General features: G+C 44.9%; 6 protein-coding genes. 3 read left to right on the top strand and 3 right to left on the bottom strand.

The features are described from left to right. Positions 1–132 precede the first annotated feature (132 nt). From egtC to GDA45_03975, 3 genes are read left to right on the top strand one after another with little or no spacing between them, the layout of a single operon-like run. On the top strand, positions 133–900 hold the full coding sequence (gene egtC, locus GDA45_03985; GenBank protein MBC6414078.1) for an ergothioneine biosynthesis protein EgtC: 768 nt from the start codon (positions 133–135) through the stop codon (positions 898–900). Then, positions 897–2051: an ergothioneine biosynthesis protein EgtB gene (gene egtB / locus GDA45_03980; protein MBC6414077.1), complete on the top strand. Its 1155-nt coding sequence runs from the start codon at positions 897–899 to the stop codon at positions 2049–2051. The genes egtC and egtB overlap by 4 nt, the downstream gene beginning before the upstream one ends. Before the next feature lie 45 nt (positions 2052–2096). Continuing rightward, complete coding sequence (locus GDA45_03975) at positions 2097–2492, top strand: hypothetical protein (GenBank protein MBC6414076.1); 396 nt, start codon at positions 2097–2099, stop codon at positions 2490–2492. A gap of 395 nt (positions 2493–2887) precedes the next feature. Here GDA45_03975 and GDA45_03970 read toward each other — a convergent pair whose 3' ends face one another. From GDA45_03970 to GDA45_03960, 3 genes are all read right to left on the bottom strand, one after another. Further along, complete coding sequence (locus GDA45_03970) at positions 2888–16159, bottom strand: cadherin-like beta sandwich domain-containing protein (GenBank protein MBC6414075.1); 13272 nt, start codon at positions 16157–16159, stop codon at positions 2888–2890. Positions 16160–16479: 320 nt separating this feature from the next. After that, positions 16480–17010 (bottom strand): transposase, encoded by a 531-nt coding sequence (locus tag GDA45_03965; GenBank protein ID MBC6414074.1) that lies wholly within the window; start codon positions 17008–17010, stop codon positions 16480–16482. Between the two features lie 674 nt (positions 17011–17684). Then, on the bottom strand, positions 17685–19334 hold the full coding sequence (locus GDA45_03960) for a cadherin-like beta sandwich domain-containing protein (protein MBC6414073.1): 1650 nt from the start codon (positions 19332–19334) through the stop codon (positions 17685–17687). Between the last annotated feature and the right edge of the window lie 77 nt (positions 19335–19411).

Genomic DNA, 19411 nt, shown 5'->3' with positions numbered 1-19411 from the left:
TTGTGATGCTTTATAGCTTTGGATATAATAGCAGGCATAAAAATTGTGAAATTAAAAACATTATTTCAGACTGAGTCACTATCAAAATCTAGGGCAAATACTTAACTCTCATACTAAAGTGTAAAGTGTAAAATGTGTCGACTCGCCGCCTACATAGGCAAAGCTATTCCTCTACGCAGACTATTATTGGATGCCAAACATAGCCTTTATGTACAGTCGTGGCAACCTAAGGAACTGCAGTATGCAAAACTCAATGCCGACGGTTTCGGTTTCGGCTGGTACCAGCCGGACGGACGTACTGCAGTATATAGAAATCCGATGCCGATCTGGTCGGATGCCAATTTAAGTGACCTAGCAGATAGTTTGTGTAGCGAGCGATGGCTAGCAATGGTGCGTAGTGCAACCAGTAATTTTGCTACCAGCATAGATAACACCCAACCTTTTAAGGATGGCTGCTATCTTTATATGCACAACGGCTATATAAAAGACTTCAATAACACACTGCGCCAAGCTATCATCGCCGAATTAGCTGACTCGATTATCGCATCGCTACGAGGGCTCAGCGACTCAGAATATCTGTTTGCACTACTACGCCAACTGATAGCCGATAACCCGGATAAAGAATTTGCCATCATTATCAAAGATTTCATCGCCTGGCTGATGACTCATATCAACGAAGATGAAGCACTACTGAACATAATTGTCAGCGATAGCCATGCCATTTATGCATTACGCTACGCTATTAATGGCAACGCACCCTCTTTGTATTACCTGGCAGAAAAGGATCGACTGTGGATTGCATCAGAGAAATTAGACGATACACAAGACTGGTGTGCGTTTTCAGAAAAAAGATTAATGATTGCCCGATTAGGCGCTACCATTCAATGGTTAGATTTATGAAATATACTGAACTGGTAGAAAGCCTCTCGCAACTGCAAAACACCGTACAATGCTTAACCGCTTCGGTAGAAGATATTGATTATCGCCGGCAATACCATCCCGACTTAAGTCCACTGGGCTGGCATTACGGACATATCGTTTATACCGAAATTCTCTGGCTATGGGATACCTTGTTAGGCGCAGGTATCCTAAAAGAAAGCGACCACCAACTCTACAACCCTCGCAACACACCCAAACCTTTGCGTGGCAAAGCACTCAGCCACCGCGATATAACGCTAGAGCAAGGACAGCAACAATTTAATGATAACATCGCATTGCTAGGCGACCCACCGCAGACTTTAGTCAAACACCGACTGATGAGAGATTCATACCTACTAAAATTTATTTTGCAGCACCACGCCATGCATCTAGAAACAATGAAAATGGTAATGACTCAAAGGTGCCTGCAAGGGGCACCGTCAAACTGCGATGATGATGGTCTTAACGAAGCTACTGAAATCAGCAAATATCCTCTGTTGTTTGCCGATAAATCCTACCGAATCGGCGGAGTGGATAATTGGTCTTTTGACAACGAACTCCCGCAACACACCATAAAACTCAATGCCTTCGCTATCAACCACAAACCAGTGAGCAACGCCGAATATCTAGGATTTATGGAATCCGGCGGCTACCATGAGCAACGATATTGGAGTCCCGAAGGCTACGCCTGGCTGAAAAAAACTAAAGCAACAGCACCCGATGGATGGCATTACCAGGATGGATGGTTCCAAGCAACCCCTGCTGGTTATAAAAGTTTAGATGCCGACTCCGCAGTCTATGGTCTATGCTATTACGAAGCCCAAGCCTGTGCACGCTATGCCGGTGCAAGACTGCCGCACGAATACGAACGAGAAGCCGCGCACCCGCAAATAGATCAACCTACTGAGGTATGGGAATGGTGCCTGAACAACTTTCATCCCTACCCTAACTATAAAGACTTCCCGTACACAGAATACTCAACACCGTGGTTCAACGGACATCACTATGTGCTACGCGGCGGTTGCAGTCATAACAAAGCCGACTATCATCTACGCCCCAGCTTTAGGAACTTCTACGAAAAAGATAAACGACACACCTTCGCCGGACTTAGATTAGCTTATGATTGCGAGTAAGCATATACGCATATTGAGAGAAGCTATTACCAAATGCAGCCAATCATGCGAGCGATAGCAATTCAATGTGTAGCAATAGTATTGCTATGCCTGACTACCATCACTATTGCGGTTGCACATCCTGGCCGGACAGCTGCTGACGGTTGTCATTATTGCCGGACTAATTGCGCTGCTTGGGGCGAAGTACATGGGACGAGGCATTGTCATAATGGTGGTATAAACAAGCAAGGCGATATCGAGCTGGATAAGCTGCGGTTAAAACTGGATAAACAGCGTAACGAACTCGAACTGAAGCGCGCCAAAATACGGGCTATGGAAGCAGCTGCCGAACTGAGGCGCGCCAAAATACGGGCTATGGAAGCAGCTGCCGAACTGAGGCGCGCCAAAATACGAGCTAACGAAGCATTACCCACATCGAGTTCAGTAGCACCGCAACCCTGATTATTGCCTATATTGGCACTAATACCGATCGTATGACATAGCTACGAAGTAAGTGCATCCGAGCATGCCGATAGTGTAGGTATGACTGAGTGGCTAAAATGAAGAAGTGCCGAGTGCACGCCGATAGTGAGCGCGTACAAGCAAGGCATGCATGCTGTTCTACTATTACCATCCGTACAGCCGGCCGAAAGCGGCAGCTCTAATTCCCGAAGTGCTTCACGGTTGTGCTCCCAGAAGACCTTTTCTGTTCGTAAGGCATCCCAAAAAGAATGCGATAGAAAGTGACCTTCCCTCTTTTTTAGGTCCATTTTCAAAGAGAGTTTTTCCGAAATATACGAGAAGTCTTGGTTGTGCTATAGGCAACAGCCCTAGTGGTGTATTGACCATCCTACCAGCTAGCGTAGTGGACCCTCCAAGAAGACCTTAACCCGGACACGGATGCCAGCAGGGCGCGGTCGGCTCACGGCTATCATGTAAGTATTTGTGTTGCCAGCTTGGGCAGTCACTACGACCGTAATCGTGGTGACTTCACCTGCGGCTAATTCAATGGGTTTACTTGCATTGCCACTCTCTACTGGCACAGTATTTACCGTGATAGTTGCATTGGCATTAGTCGCCGTCGGCGTCACTGTTAGTCTCTCAACATCATTTTCAACCGACACTGTATAGTTCAGGGTTGTGCTATCAAAGGTCTCGCTTAGTGCGCCTGGTGATACCTCTAAATTACTTAAGCTCGCATTACTACTCGCCTCTCGGCTCACGGCTATCGTGTAAGTATTTTCAGTGCCGTCTTGGGCGGTCACTACGACCATAATTGTGGTGACCTCACCTTCGGCTAATGTAATGAACCCGCTTGCATTGCCACTGTCTACTGTCTCATCATCTACCGTGATAGTTGCATTGACATTAGTCGCCGTTGGTTTCACAGTTAGCTGCTCAATATTATTAGCAACCGATACTGTATAGCTCAGTGTCGTGCTATTAAAGTCCGGGCTTAGTGTGCCTGATGATACTGTCAATGCACTTAAGCTCGCATCGGCACTCGCTGCTCGGCTCACTGCTATCGTGTAAGTATTTTTGGTGTCATCTTGGGCAGTCACTACCACCATAATTGTGGTGACTTCACCTTCGGCTAATTCAATGGGATCAGTTGCATTGCCATTGTCTACTGCTGCAGCATTTACCGTGATAGTTGCATTGGCATTAGTTGCCGTCGGCGTCACGGTTATCGTTGCTGTCGCATTAGCGACCTCAACTGCGTAGTTTCGTCTATCGCTATTAAAGGTTGGATCTAATTGTCCTTCCGACACCACCAAATCAGATAAGCTCGCATCACTACTCGGCGCTCGGTTCACTATCACAGTATAGCTATTCGTCGTCGTTCCATTTGGAGCGGTCACGACTATCTCTATATTGGTATCTGTGCCGGTTTCACCTAAATCAACACTCACTGAAGCACTACTGGCTACAGTATCATTATCTACCCTAATCGTTGCCATTGCACCTTCGGTCGCTACCGGCATCACTTGAACTGCAGTCACCGTTTCTGCCACTCTCGCAGTGTAGTTAGTCACCGTTGATGCAAAATCAGGAGTCAATGCAATCATATCCTCCTCAGTACTCGTTAGCATTAAAGCACTCAAGGTTGCATTGTTGCTCAGTGCTCGATTCACGGTCACCGTATAACTCACTGTAGCGCTACTATTTTCTGCGGTGACTATAACCACTATCTCAGTAACTTCACCGGGATCTAGAAGTGGAACATTTGTTGGATTCCTATTCTCGGCATCTTCATTATTTATCGTGATACTCGTCACATTATCGTTGTTCGCAATTGGGGTCACTTCTAAACTAGCTACTGTATGGGCTACATTCACTGTATAAGTTGTCATCTCGCTAACAAAGTCTAAAGCTATACCCTCACCATTCGCCATCAGTTCTATATTAAACAGGGTCGCATCATTATCTAGTGGTAGTGGAGCACGATTCACAGTTACCAAGTAGGTCCTCATCGTTATTCCATTCTGAGCAGTCACGACTATCTCAACATTCGTCGAACTACCTGCTTCAGGCAATGCTATATCAAGCATTCCACCACTTGCCACATCACTGCCGTTCACTGTAATCTCTGCATTCTCGTTATCAGTTGCTAATACCGACACGGTAAGCGTTGACACTGTATGATGCACTTCTGCAGTGTACTCCAATGTGTCCTCAGCAAAAGGTTCTACCTTGATCAAATTATCCTCACCAGCCACTGTTAGTGTCAAGGCACTCAAAGTCGCATCATCACTCAATGCTCGGCTCACTCTCACCATATAACTATTCGTCGTCGTTCCATTCGGAGCGGTCACGACTATCTCTATATCGGTGTCTGTACCGGGTACTCCTAAGCTGATATTGGCTGAATCACCACTGGCTACAGTATCATTACCTATCCTAATCATTGCCATCATACCTGCGCTCGCTACTGGTGTCACTTGCACTTCAGCTACCGTATGGGCTACGCTTGCCGCATAGCTGGTCACCGTTGACACAAAATCAGGCACCAGTGCAATCGTAATGCCGTTACTATCAGTAAGCGCTAAATCACTCAAACTTGCATCAGGACTTGCTGCTCGGGTCACTAGCACTGTATAAATATTCATGGATCTATCTTGGGCGGTTACCACAACAGTAATCGTGGTTGTGCCACCTTCGGTCAAGGCTATGCTGTCACTTCCCATGCCACTAATCACATCTGCATCATCTACCGAGATAGTTGCATTCTCATTAGATGCCGTCGGCGTCACGGTTAGATTCTCAACATCATTTTCAACCGATACCGTATAGTTCAGTGTGGTGCTGTTAAAGGCTGGGGTTAATGTGCCTGACGATACCTCTAAATCACTTAAGCTCGCATCGGCACTTGGGTCACGGTTCACTGCTATCGTGTAAGTATTTTCGGTGCCGTCTTGGGCAGTCACTACCACCATAATTGTAGTGACTTCACCTTCGGCTAATTCAATGGCAGTGCTTGTAGTACCACTCTCTACTGCCTCATCATCTACCATGATAGTTGCATTGGCATTAGTCGCCGTCGGCATCACGGTTAGCTGCTCAATGCTATTAGCAACCGACACTGTATAGTTCAGTGTCGTGCTATTAAAGTCTGGACTTAGTGTGCCTGCCGATACTGTCAATGCGCTTAAACTCGCATCGGTACTTGCCGCTCGGCTCACAGTCACCATATAAGTATTTGTTGTTCCATCTGGAGCGGTCACTACTATCTCTATATTGGTATCTGTGTCGGTTGCTCCTAAATCAACACTCACTGAAGCACTACTGGCTACAGTTTCATTATCTACCCTTATCATTGCCATCATACCTTCGGTTGCTACCGGTGTCACTTGCACTTCACCCACCGTGTCTGCCACGCTCGCTCTATAGCTGGTCATCATTGGTGCAAAAGTAGGAGACAATTCAATCATATTATCCTCAGTATCAGTTAGCACTAAAGCACGCAAGCTGGCATCGTTGCTCAGTGCTCGGCTCACTGTCACTGTATAACTCATAGTCGTGCTATCATCTTCGGCGGTGACTATAACGACTATCTCAGTATCTTCACCGGCCACTTCAAGCACAATATCTATCGGATTCCTATTCTCAGCCTCATTACCATTTATACTGATACTAGCTACATCATCGTTGTTTGCAATTGGGGTCACTTCTAAACTAGCTACTGTATGGTCTACATTCACTGTATAAGTCGTCATCGTGCTAACAAAGTCTAAAGCTATGCCCTCACCATTCGCCATCAACACTAAATCAAACAGGGTCGCATCATTATCTAGTGGTAGTGGAGCACGATTCACGGTTACCAAGTAGGTTCTCATCGTTGTTCTATTCTGAGCAGTCACGACTATCTCAACATCCGTAGAACTACCTGCTTCAGGCAATGCTATATCAAGCATGTCACCATTTGCCACATCACTGCCATTCACTGTAACCTCTGCATTCTCGTTATCAGTTGCCAATACCGTCACGGTAAGCGTTGACACTGTATGGTGCACTTCTGCAGTGTACTCCAATGTGTCCTCAGCAAAAGGCTCTACCCTGACTAAATTATTCTCACCAAATCTATTTGTTAGGGTCAAGGCACGCAAAGTCGCATCATCACTCAATGCTCGGCTCACTCTCACCGTATAGCTATTCGTCGTCGTTCCATTCGGAGCGGTCACGACTATCTCTATATCAGTATCTGTGCCGGGTACTCCTAAGCTGATATTAGCTGAATCACCACTGGTTACAGTTTCTTTACCTATCCTAATCGTTGCCAACATACCTTCACTCGCTACTGGTGTCACTTGCACTTCAGCTACCGTATGGGCTACGCTTGCCGCATAGCTGGTCACCGTTGTTGCAAAATTAGGTATCAATGCAATCGTAATGCCGTTGCTATCAGTAAGTGCTAAATCACTCAAACTTGCATCAGGACTTGCTGCTCGGGTCACTGCTATCGTGTAAGTATTTGGTGTGCCGTCTTGGGCGGTCACCTCTATCGTAATTGTGGTGACTTCACCTGCGGCTAATTCAATCGTAGTGCTTGTAGTGCTACTCTCTACCTCTTCCGCCTCTACTGTGATAGTTGCATTATCATCAGATGCCGTTGGCGTCACAGTTAGCCTCTCAATATCATTTCCAACCGACACTGTATAGTTCAGTGTTGTGCTATTAAAGTCTGGGGTTAATATGCCTGCCGATACCGTCAAGTCAGTTAAGCTCGCATCATTACTCAGCGGTCGGCTCACTGCTATTGTGTAGCGCTCCATCTTATTGCCGCCTTGGGCGGTCACTACGACCATAATCGTGGTGACTTCACCTGCGGCTAATTCAATCGCAGTGCTTGTAGTGCCACTCTCTACTGTCTGTGTCTCTGCCTCTGCTGTCTCCACTGTGATAGTTGCACTGGTATTAGTCGCCGTCGGTGTCACTGTTATCGTTTCTGTTGTATTGGCTACCAACACTGTGTAATCTCGTGTATTGCTATCAAAGGGCGCGCTTAATGTGCCTTCCGATACCACCAAAGCACTTAAGCTCGCATCACTACTCAGCAGTGAGTCCGTTGTCATCACTGGAATAGGCAATAAGGTGCCACAGTCAGGTTGCCCAGAAGTACCGCAGGCCGGATTATTATTAGGGTCGGAACCTATGGCATATCTAAGCCTTGGATATTGCAATGAATTACCAAAATCCCAGTTGGCAGTACTCCATTCGCTATATATGCCGGTTGCTGTAGTAGGCATCTGCAGTGCCGCAGTACTCTGAGGGCTACTGTTCGTAATATTATCAATTCTGAACTCATTACCACCCTCTCCCAAATTACTACCACCATTGAAGCCGACTAGACCTCCTACATCACTATCCCCCATCACATTGCCCGTCGCATAGCTATTTATAATGCTAGCATCCAGAATGATGAGCCCAACTAAGCCTCCTACATCTCCACTCCCCATCACACCACCTGTCGCATAGCTATTCATAATGCTAGCACCAGCAGTATCCATGAGGCCGGCTAAACCTCCTACCTGTTCACTCCCTATCACCTCACCTGTTGCATAACTGTTCGTTATACTACTTCTACTGTCGCCGACCCCAACTAAACCGCCTACACTAGTCTGCCCATTCACATCACCCGCTGCATAGCTGTTCATAATATTACCCTTATTTAATCCTACTAAGCCTCCTACAGGTTCATTCCCCATCACCTCACCGGTCGCATAACTGTTCGTTACATCAGCTTCATTCCAGCCGATTAAACTACCTACATTATTCTCCCCTGCAATATCTACATCTAACAAACCAAGATTAGTGATAATAGAATCAGAACCTGTGAAACCAAATAACCCTATATAAGAACTATCAGATCTATCAATTATTAGGTTAGATATGGTCTGTCCGTTGCCTTCAAATACTGCATTGAATGGCTGGTCTCTACTGCCTATCGGTAACCATCCTGCATTCATAGTCCATGCTGTATTAATGCGCTCACTGTCATAGCTATCAGCATCTGCAAAATCTAAACTCCGAACCAATTCGTAACCACGACAGCCTCTCTCAGGACATCCTGTCGTTATAATGTCCATATTGCTACCTGCTCGATAACCACTCCCATCCAGCTGATGGCGTATCGCCTCCAATCCCTCTAGATCGCACAGTTCTATCAGACCATCACCATCTTTATCTATATCTATAGCCGCTGACACACCGTCACCATCAGTATCCGGTATGTCTAGAGTACAGGAGGGTAATAGACTTACTTGAACGGTCAGCAGGTAATTCCCCGCCGACCTTTCATCTGGAACAGACACATCAATCGTAATCGTGGTACCATCGCCTGTAGCGATAAGAATTTCTTGCCTGATGGCATCGTTAGTAGCTTGCCTTCCTAATCTATCACTATCAATGGTAATAGACTTGCCTGTAGCTATTGCTTGCAGTACTATTGAATTGACATTCTCACCAACGACCACATCATAGACTAATCTCTGTGGATTAAACTCAGGCACCAATAGGCTATTGGACACTGTGAGATTATCCAAAAAGCTAATAAATTGATTAGATAATAAACTGCCACAGCTAGATTGCTCAGAAAAACCACATGTTAGATTGCTAATATCGGAACCACTTGCATATTTAAGTATTGGATATTGCAATGAACTACCAAAATCCCAGTTAGCAGTACTCCATTCGCTATATATGTCGGTTGCAGTAGTAGGCGACTGCAGTTGCGCAATGGTCTGATACATGCTGTTTGTAATATTCCCACTATTAGAACCCACTAAGTCTCCGGCATCTGGACTCTGTGCTGCCGTATCATTCGTTGCATAGCTGTTCGTAATACTACCGGTATTCATGCCGACTAAACTGCCTACCTGATTATTCCCAGTCCCATTACCCACTGCATAGCTGTTCATAATACTACCCCTACGGTTAATGCCGACTAAACTGCCTACTTGATTATTCCCAGTCACATCACCTCTCGCATAGCTACTCGCAATACTTCCGGTATTCAAGCCAACTAAACTACCTATCTGATCGCGGCTGCCAGTCACATCACCGGTCGCATAGCTATTCGCAATACTGCCGGTATTCAAGCCGGCTAAACCGCCTACTTGATTATTCCCAGTCACATCACCTATCACATAGCTGTTCGCAATACGACCTTTGCGGTTCATGCCGACTAAACCGCCTACCCTGTTATCTCCTGTGTTATCTACATTTAACAGACCCAGATTAGTAATTTTAGAATTAGAATCTATCAAACCAAATAAACCTATATTACTAATAGAAGATTTAACTATTGTTAGGTTAGATATGGTATGTCCGTTGCCTTCAAATACCGCATTGAATGGCTGGTCTCTACTGCCTATCGGCAGCCATCCTGCACCCGTCGTCCATGCCGTATTAATGCGCCCACTGCGATAGCTGTCAGCATCTTCAAAGTCTAAACTCTGAACCAACTCGTAGCCACGACAGCCTCTCTCAGGACATCCTGTCGTTATAATGTCTATATTGCTACCTACTCGATAACCATTCCCCTCCAGCTGATGGCGTATCGCATCCAATCCCTCTAGATCGCACAGTTCTATCAGACCATCACCATCTTTATCTATATCTATAGTTGCTGAAAAACCGTCATCATCAGTATCTGGTATGTCTAGAGCACAGGAGGGTAATAGACCTACTTCAACGGTCAACATGTAATTCCCTGCCAAACTTTCATCTGCAGTAGACACTTCAATCGTAATCCTAGTGCCACCGTCTGTAGCGATAAGAATTTCTTGATTGATGGCATCGTTGGTAACTTGCTCTACTAATCCATCACTACGAATGGTAATAGATTTACCCATAGCCATTGCTTGCAGTGCTATTGAATTGACATTCTCATCAACGACCACATCATAGACCAATCTCTGCGGATTAAATTCAGGCACCAATAGAGCATTAGATATCGTAAGATTATCCAAAAGACTAAGAGATTGGTTAGATAACAAACTGCCACAGCTAGGTTGTCCAGCGACACCACAGGCTGGTCTGGTATATTTCAGCATTGGGGATTGTGAGGCATTACCAAAATCCCAGTCGGCAGTACTCCATTTGCTATATATGCCGGTTGCTGTAGTGGGTGCCTGCAGTTGCGCAATAGTCTGATACATACTATTTGTAATATTCCCACCATTAAAACCAGTTAGGGTTCCGGCATCCAGACCTTCTGCTGCCACACCACTCGCCGCATAGCTGTTCGTAATATTACTGATATTCAAGCCGACTAAACCACCTACCCGATTATTCCCAGTCACATTACCAAATGCATAGCTATTCACAATACGACCAGCATTCAAGCCGACTAAACCACCCATCTGATTATTCCCAGTCACATTACCAAATGCATAGCTGTTCGCAATACGATTAGCATTGAAGCCGACTAAACTGCCTACCTGATTATTCCCAGTCACATTACCAGATGCATAGCTGTTCGCAATACGACCATTATTGAAGCCGACTAAACTGCCTACCTCATCGCTGCGACCAGTCACATCACCTGCCGCATAGCTACTCGCAATACTACCTTCGCGGTTCATGCCAGCTAGACCGCCTACTCTGTTACGCCCTGTGATATCTGCATTTAACAGACCCAGGTTAGTAATTTTAGAATTAAGACCTATCACGCCAAATAAACCTACATGACCCATAGAAGGTCTATCTATTATTAGGTTAGATATGGTATGTCCGTTGCCTTCAAATACTGCATTGAATAACCGATTTTCATTGCCTATTGGTAGCCATCCTGCACCCATAGCCCATGCTCTATTAATGCTACCATTGTCATAGCTATTATCATTCTCAAAGTCTAAACTCCGAACCAACTCGTAGCCACGACATCTATTATCAGGGCAGCCTGCAGTTATCAGAGTCGCAGTGCTATTCGCTTGATAGCCATTACCGGTCAACTGATAGCGTATCGCATCTAAACTATTCAAATCACACAACTCTATCAGACCATCACCATCTTTATCTATATCAATGGCAGCTGCCACACCGTCATTATCGGTATCCGGTATGCTTTGAGTACAAGAAGGCCGTACATCAAAATCTCGGCGCACTGCTATCGTGTAGGTGTTTAGGGTGCCGTCTAGTGCGGTCACTTCTATTGTTATTATCGTTATGCCTCCTTTGGTTAAAGGAATGCTATCACTTGCACTACCATTATTAACGGTAGTGCCATTCACTACGATAGTCGCAGAAGTATTACTTGCCATGGGGGTCACCGTTATCGTTTCCGTCTGGTTAGCAACTGATACTGTATATGCTTGTTCATCATTCATAAAAGCTGGTATCAATGTTCCTTCCGATACCACTAAAGCTGTTAAGCTCGCATCAGAACTCGGCTGCTGGCTAGGGAATTGATTAGGTAATAAATCACCACAGCTAGGTTGCCCGGCGATACCACAGGCCGGATGGTTGACATCAGAACCTCTGGTATATTTCAGTGCTGGGTTTTGTGCTGAATTACCGAAATCCCAGTTTGCAGTATCCCATTCGCTATATATACCAGTTGCCGTAGTAGGTGCCTGCAGTGCCTCAATGGACAGATGTTGGCTGTTTATAATATTATTATTTATACTGGCACCTACTAACACTCTTGCATCCTCACCAGCTATTCTCACATTACCGATCGCATAGCTGTTCGTTACCCTACCAGAATTGTTGCCGACTAAACTGCCTACCGAACTTACCCCATCCACATCACCTCTCGCATAGCTGTTCGTTACCCTACCAGAATTGCTGCCGACTAAACCGCCTACCACACCAAACCCAGTCACATCACCACTCGCATAGCTGTTCGTTATACTACCTCTTCTATTGAAGCCGACTAAACCACCGACCTCCGCAGTCCGCCCGGTCACAGTACCCGTCGCATAGCTGTTCGTTACACTACCAGTATTTCTGCCGACTAAACCGCCTACGCTACCGCCTACTCTAGACCTCCCACTCACATCGCCGGTCGCATAGCTACTCGTTATACTACCGTCATTGCCACCAACTAACCCGCCTACAGAGGCATTTCCTGTGATAGCCACATTTAACAGACCAATATTAGTAATTTTAGAATCACGGCTTATTGCGCGGAATAAACCTATATTGTCAGCAAATCTATCTATCATTAAGTTAGATATCGTATGACCGTTACCTTCAAATACTGCATTGAATGGCTGAATGCTAGTGCCTATCGGCATCCATCCGTCACCTATCCTCCATGCCATATTAATGCGCTCGCTGTCATAGCTGTCAGCATCCTCAAAATCTAAACTCCGAACCAACTCGTAGCCACGACAGCCATCATCCTCAGGGCATCCCATTGTTATAATATCCATATTGCTATCTGCTTGATAGCCACTCCCGTCCAGCTGGTGGCGTATCGCATCCAATCCCTCTAAGCTACACAGTTCTATTAATCCATCACCATCTTTGTCTACATCTATAGCTGCCGGCACACCGTCGTTATCAGTATCCGCTATGGCATGAGTACAGAAAGGTAAATTTATTAGCATAACGGTCAACAGGTAGTCGGTTGCCGTTCTTCCATCAGATACTTCTATCGTAATCAGGGTGGCATCATCTTCGCTTACAGGAATATTTTGACTGATGTCATTGGTGCCAGTTCGCTCTTCTATGCCATCACTACGAATGGTAATAGACTTATTCGCCGCCATTGCTTGCAGTGTTATTGAATTCATCTTACCAATCGTCACATCATAGACCATTCTCTGCGGATCAAACTCAGGCATCAATAGACCGTTGGATGACACTGTGAGATTATCCAAAAGATTGGGAAGTTGATTAGGCAATAAACTACCGCAGCTAGGTTGCTCAGCGACATCGCAGGTCGGGTTTCTGATATCGGACCCTCTGGTGTATTTAAGTGCTGGTAATTGTGATGTATTACCGAAATCCCAGTTTGCAGTACTCCATTCGCTATATATGTCAGTTGCCGCAGTGGGTGACTGCAATGCCTCAATGGACCGATATTGACTGTTCATAATATCATCATCTATACTGATGCCTACTAAAACTCTTGCATTCAGTCCTGCTATACCTGACGCATAGCTGTTCATAATGGTGCCACTATTTTCGCCGACTAAACCGCCTCTATCGCTTCTACCGAGTAGATTGAACCTACCCACTCTACCTGTCGCATAGCTGTTCGTTATGCTACCAGTATTTGAACCGACTAAACCACCTAATTTAGAATCTCCGCTCACATCACCCGTAGCATAGCTACTTTTTATGCTACCTATATTGAAACCGACTAAGCCGCCTACCCGACTAATCGCACTCACATTAGCTGTCGCATAGCTGTTCGTTATGCTACCAGTATTTGAACCGACTAAGCCGCCCATCCGATTAAGCCCTATCATAGACATAGAACCCGTCGCATAGCTATTCGTTATGCTACCAGTATTTGAACCGACTAAGCCGCCTATCCGATTAAGCCCTGACATAGACATAAAACCCATCGCATAGCTATTCGTAATACTACCATCATTGAAGCCGACTAAACCGCCTGTATTGTTCCTTCCTTTGATATCTACATTTAACAGACCAATATTAGTAATTTTAGAATTGGCACCTGTGTCACTGAATAAACCTATATTATCAATAAACCTATCTATCGTTAAGTTAGATATCGTATGGCCGTTGCCTTCAAATATCGCATTGAACGACTCATCACTAGTGCCTATCGGCATCCATCCTGCACCCGTCGTCCATGCCGTATTAATGCGCCCACTGTCATAACTTTCAGCATCCTCAAAATCTAAACTCCGAACCAACTCGTAGCCACGACAGCCTCTCTCAGGACAACCTGCCGTTATCCGGGTTGTAGTACCACTCGCTCTATAACCACTACCATCCAGCTGGTGGCGTATTGCATTCAATCCTTCAAAATCGCACAGTTCTATTAGACCATCACCATCTTTGTCTATATCCAGAGCTGCTGGCACGCCGTCGTCATCAGTATCCGGTATGTTTCGCGTACAGGAGGCGGGGGATAATTGCGCTACTTGAACAGTCAATATATAGATCCCTGTTGCCCTTCCATCCGCTTCAGACACTTCAATCGTAATCATAGTACCATCGTCTGCAGCTATGGGAATACCTTGACTGATGGTAGCGGTGGTCGATTGCTCTTCTATGCTATTACCACGAATAGTAATAAACTTATCCGTCGCCATTGCTTGCAGTGTTATTGATTTGACCGTCTCACTAACCACCACATCATAGACCATTCTCTGCGGATTAAACTCAGGCACCAATAGACCGTTAGAGGATACCGTGAGATTATCCAGAAGGCTGGGAAGTTGATTAGGCAATAAACTACCACAACTAGGTTGCCTACCAATACCACAGGCCTGGTTATTAGAGCCTCCGGTGTATTTTAGTGCCGGCAATTGTGATTCATTACCGAAATCCCAGTCTGCAGTACTCCATTCGCTATATATGTCATCAGTGGGTGACTGCAGTTCTTCAATGGACAGATGTTCACTGTCTATAATGCTACCTCGATTTACGGCAAATAAACGGCTTAAATTCTCTCCCGTCGCATAGCTGTTCGTAATGCTACCATCATCATTGATATTGACTAAACCGCCTACCTGACTATTCCCAGTTACATCACTGGTTGTATAGCTGTTCATAATATTACTAGATAAATTGGCACTGACTAAGCCGCCTACCCGACTATTCCCAGTCACAGAACCGGTCGCATAGCTGTTTGTTATATTGCTAAATTGATGAGAACCAACCAAGCCACCTACTTGATTATTCCCAATCACAGCACCCGCTGCATAGCTGTTCGTAATATTAGCAGATAAATTGAAACCGACTAAGCCGCCTACCCGACTATTCCCGGTCACATCACCTCTCACATAACTATTCGTAATAGTGCCATTATTACTAGAACCAACTAAGCCGCCTACCTGACTATTCCCAGTCACATCACCGATCGCATAGCTGTTCGTAATATCACCCCCATTATTGATGCCGACTAAACTAGCCACATCACTATCTCCTGTGATAGCTACATTGAGCAGACCAATATTATCAATTTTAGAATTAGTATTTATCTGACTGAATAAACCTATCCTATTCTCATCCGGTCTATCTATCGTGAAGTTAGATATAGTATACCTGTTGCCTTCAAATACCGCATTGAATGCATTATCTGCAATGAATGCCTGATTGCTGCCTATGGGTCCTATGGGCAACCATCCTGCACCCGTAGTCCAGGCTATATTAATGTTGCCACTGTCATAACTGTTAGCATCTTTGAAGTCTAAACTCCGAAACAACTCATAGCCACGACAGCTACCTCCGGGACAACCTGTCGCTATCCGGTCTGCGGTGTCACTCGCTCTATAGCCAGTGCCGTCCAACTGATAGCGTATCGCATCCAATCCTTCTAGGCTACACAGTTCTATTAATCCATCACCATCTTTGTCTACATCCCTAGCTGCAGGCACAGGGTCGTTATCAGTATCTGCTATGGTTTGCGTACAAGAAGGTAACGAAGGTTGCTGCGCAATCGCCGGTTGCCACAATGTAGCCGCCACTAGCACAATCAACAAAAATGTGCTTAAAGACAGTGACTTATAATTCTTTATAGTTATATAAATATAACAATAAAGGGAATTATACAGATAACTTGACAAGCCACTCATTATTTCACTTATCTGAGTGTAGGTTTGCCATTTCTACCTAACTGCATAACATAATCAGCTCTTCTTTTATAGAAGTGCGTCTTTTACGCTTTGGTGCTTACCAGCAGGCTAGCAACGATTTCTCGGCTCTAACTAGGTCTTTTTGCTCCATATTTCACTTCCTTGTAATTTGTTGTCTACATAAATCTACAGTTCCCTCTATATTTCCCTGTTATATTACCCCGTTATATTACATTGTTGTTGATCTTGACCTCCTTTCTTTTTTGTACTATTTTTGATGCTAATTTCTGCACAAATACACTAAGCGGTTGATAGCCTAGTGAACGGTGCAACCTTACTCTATTGTAATCAATAAACCAATTTTCAATGGTTGTCTTTGCATTTGTCAATGGATAAAGCCAATACTGATTCAGACAACTATCTTGGGACTTGCCATAGCAACTTCCGATATACGCATTCTGCGTCCGTTTTCCAGATGGTATGCAGTCCAGCTGCGCACGACTCCAGTAAAACATGTAAAACATAGCTTTGCTGGTAAACTCCGCGCGGTTGTCGCAAACGATGCTTTTCGGTTTCACTTGCCTAAATTGTATCAGCTGAGATAGATAGTTTGCGATACACAAACCGCTAATTGATAATGCGATGATTTGCCCGATACATATTCGGCTGTAATCATCTACTCTATTTAATATACGAAATCGTCTGCCATTGCGGAATTGTTCGTGGATGAAATCCATAGCTCCGCGTTCATCCATGGCTATAGGAAGTAATGCAATGCAATAAGAACGGCAGAACTTTTTGCGTTTGGTTCTTATTTGAAGCCTGAACTGTCTATACAGATTATAGGTTCGCTTTTTGTTCATCCTATAGAAGGTCTGCCAAACTATACTCATCTCTCTGCATATCTCCGATACTTAGACATCAACCTCGTGTGATTTTAATGCCTAGATGATTTGTGCTTTATTAAAACCATTCTCTTTTCATATCAAGTTCTCTTTTCTAGATTACTAATGTATAACAAAAAAAACTCTTGTCAATAGTGGAATGAAATTTTTTTAGACCAAAGCGTAAAATTGTAATGTGGGGCTGTCGAAGCAGTCTCCAGCATAAGTGACAGTAAATAGCCAATGGGAATAGAGAATGAAATACGCAACGATGCGCTAGAGCTGGTGCGCCAGCATTACCTAGAGTTCAGGAGTTCAGATTTACTTTTACACTGATTGACGGTTCCCACTAGGATTAGCTTGAAAGGTGCACTGTGCCTTGCACCTTACACTTTCATAGAACTTTCCCGTTAAATTTTGAGAGATAGGACAGGTACCTGATGATAGCCTTTGGCAAATATGCTAGAAGGATAATCATAAGAGAAGCATTGATTTGCGCTACAGCTGGCAACTAACTCTAGTGATGCCTGAACCTACCCTACCAGCTAGCGTAACGGCCCCTCCAAGAAAACCTTAACTCGAACACGGATACCAGGAAGCGCTCGAGTCACTGCTATCGTGTATTTCCTCATTGTGTTGCCATCTTGGGCAGTCACTACGATTGTAATCGTGGTCGTGGCACCTTCACCTTCGGTTAAGTCAATGGGTCGACTTGCATTGCCACTAACCACTGTCTCTACCTCTGTCTCATCAACAGTCACCGTGATAGTTGCATTGTTATTAGTCGCCGTCGGGGTCACTGCTATAGTATCTACTGTATCGGCGACACCTGCGTTGTAGCTAGTTCTCGGTGACGCAAAAGCAGGAGACAATTCAATCCTAGTGTCGTCAGTATCCGTTAGCCTTAATGCTAAATCAAACAGAGTCGCATCATTTAACGCTGGCGTCTCAGCACGATTCACAGTTATCGTGTAGGTGTTAGTCGTCATTCCATCCTGCGCAGTAACTTCTATCTCTATAACCGTATCAGAACCTGGATTACCCAATGCCACATCAAAGCCGGTGTCACTTTCCACTTCATCACTATCCACTCTAATCTCTGCATTCCCATTAGTCGCCGACACCGTCACTGTAACCATTGACACTGTATGTAGAACACGCGCTGAGTATTGAAGTTTATCTGGACTAAAAGAATTTATATCTCCTGTAACCGGAGTTTCACTCAATCTATCTGTTAGTGTCAAGAAACTCAAAGTCGCATCATCACTCAATTCTCGGCGCACAGTCACCGTGTAGCTATTCGTCGTCGTTCCATTCGGGGCGGTCACGACTATCTCTATATCTGTATTTGTGCCGGCTGCACCTAAGCTGATATCAAATGAATCACCACTTTCTACAGTCTCATTACCTATCATAATCGTTGCCACCATGCCTTCGGTTGCTATCGGTGTCACTTGCACTTCATCGACTGTCTCTGTCACGCTCGCAGTGTAGTTAGTCATCGCTGATGCAAAGACAGGAGTCAATGTAACCTCGCCACTAGTATCGGTTAGCACCAAAGCAGCTAAGGTTGCGTCGGGTGAAAGTTCTTGTCCACTCTCTTGTCCGCGTAATAAAGTGCCACATCTAGGCTGCTGAGAATTACCACAAGCAGGATTAGCTTGATCATCACCACTCCCATATTTAAGCAATGGATATTGCTCGCTTGTTCCAAACGACCAATTATCTTCGCTCCACTGATAATACGGGCTATCCATATCATCAAGGTTTGCTGCTGTCGGCATTTGCAAGTCCATCGTGCTATATCCTCCTGAGTTTTCATCACTGCCATCGGAATTGGTGGTTTCAACAATTCTCATTGTTCCTCCCCACTTTTCGTTATCATAGTAGCTACTGCTAATGGATCCTTGATTACTAATCAGCAGAGCGGCGGAGCCTCCGCTGGTTTTTACTGCATAATAGGCATTCTCTATGGAGCCTTTATTCGTGTGCATAAAACTTCGTGTATTACGAGCGTTCATGGCGTTTCCGATAACATAACTATTGGAGACTTCAGTGTTTGCACCACGATTTTCACCGACTAATAAACCGTGCATGGAACCGTTAAACTCGATGTCTACATAACTGTTAAGTATCTTGCCTTCATGGTCCCTTACAAAACCGGAAAATTGATTGGTGCCATTATAATTGGACACTCCTGTTATATAACAGTTTATAATACGACCCGTTGCTCTTACCTCATAAATGAAAATAGCACCGCGCTCGTTGCCTC

The organism is Chromatiales bacterium (genome assembly GCA_014323925.1).
GTDB lineage: Bacteria > Pseudomonadota > Gammaproteobacteria > Poriferisulfidales > Oxydemutatoraceae > SP5GCR1.
Note: the sequence above shows the minus strand (reverse complement) of the source record. Positions and strands in the feature narration are given on the sequence as shown.

Excerpts from the sequence above, each read along its gene's own strand:
- GDA45_03975 (MBC6414076.1), top strand. The coding sequence starts at position 2,097 with ATGCGAGCGATAGCAATTCAATGTGTAGCAATAGTATTGCTATGCCTG.
- GDA45_03965 (MBC6414074.1), bottom strand. The coding sequence starts at position 17,010 with ATGGATGAACGCGGAGCTATGGATTTCATCCACGAACAATTCCGCAAT.
- egtC (MBC6414078.1), top strand. The coding sequence starts at position 133 with ATGTGTCGACTCGCCGCCTACATAGGCAAAGCTATTCCTCTACGCAGA.
- egtB (MBC6414077.1), top strand. The coding sequence starts at position 897 with ATGAAATATACTGAACTGGTAGAAAGCCTCTCGCAACTGCAAAACACC.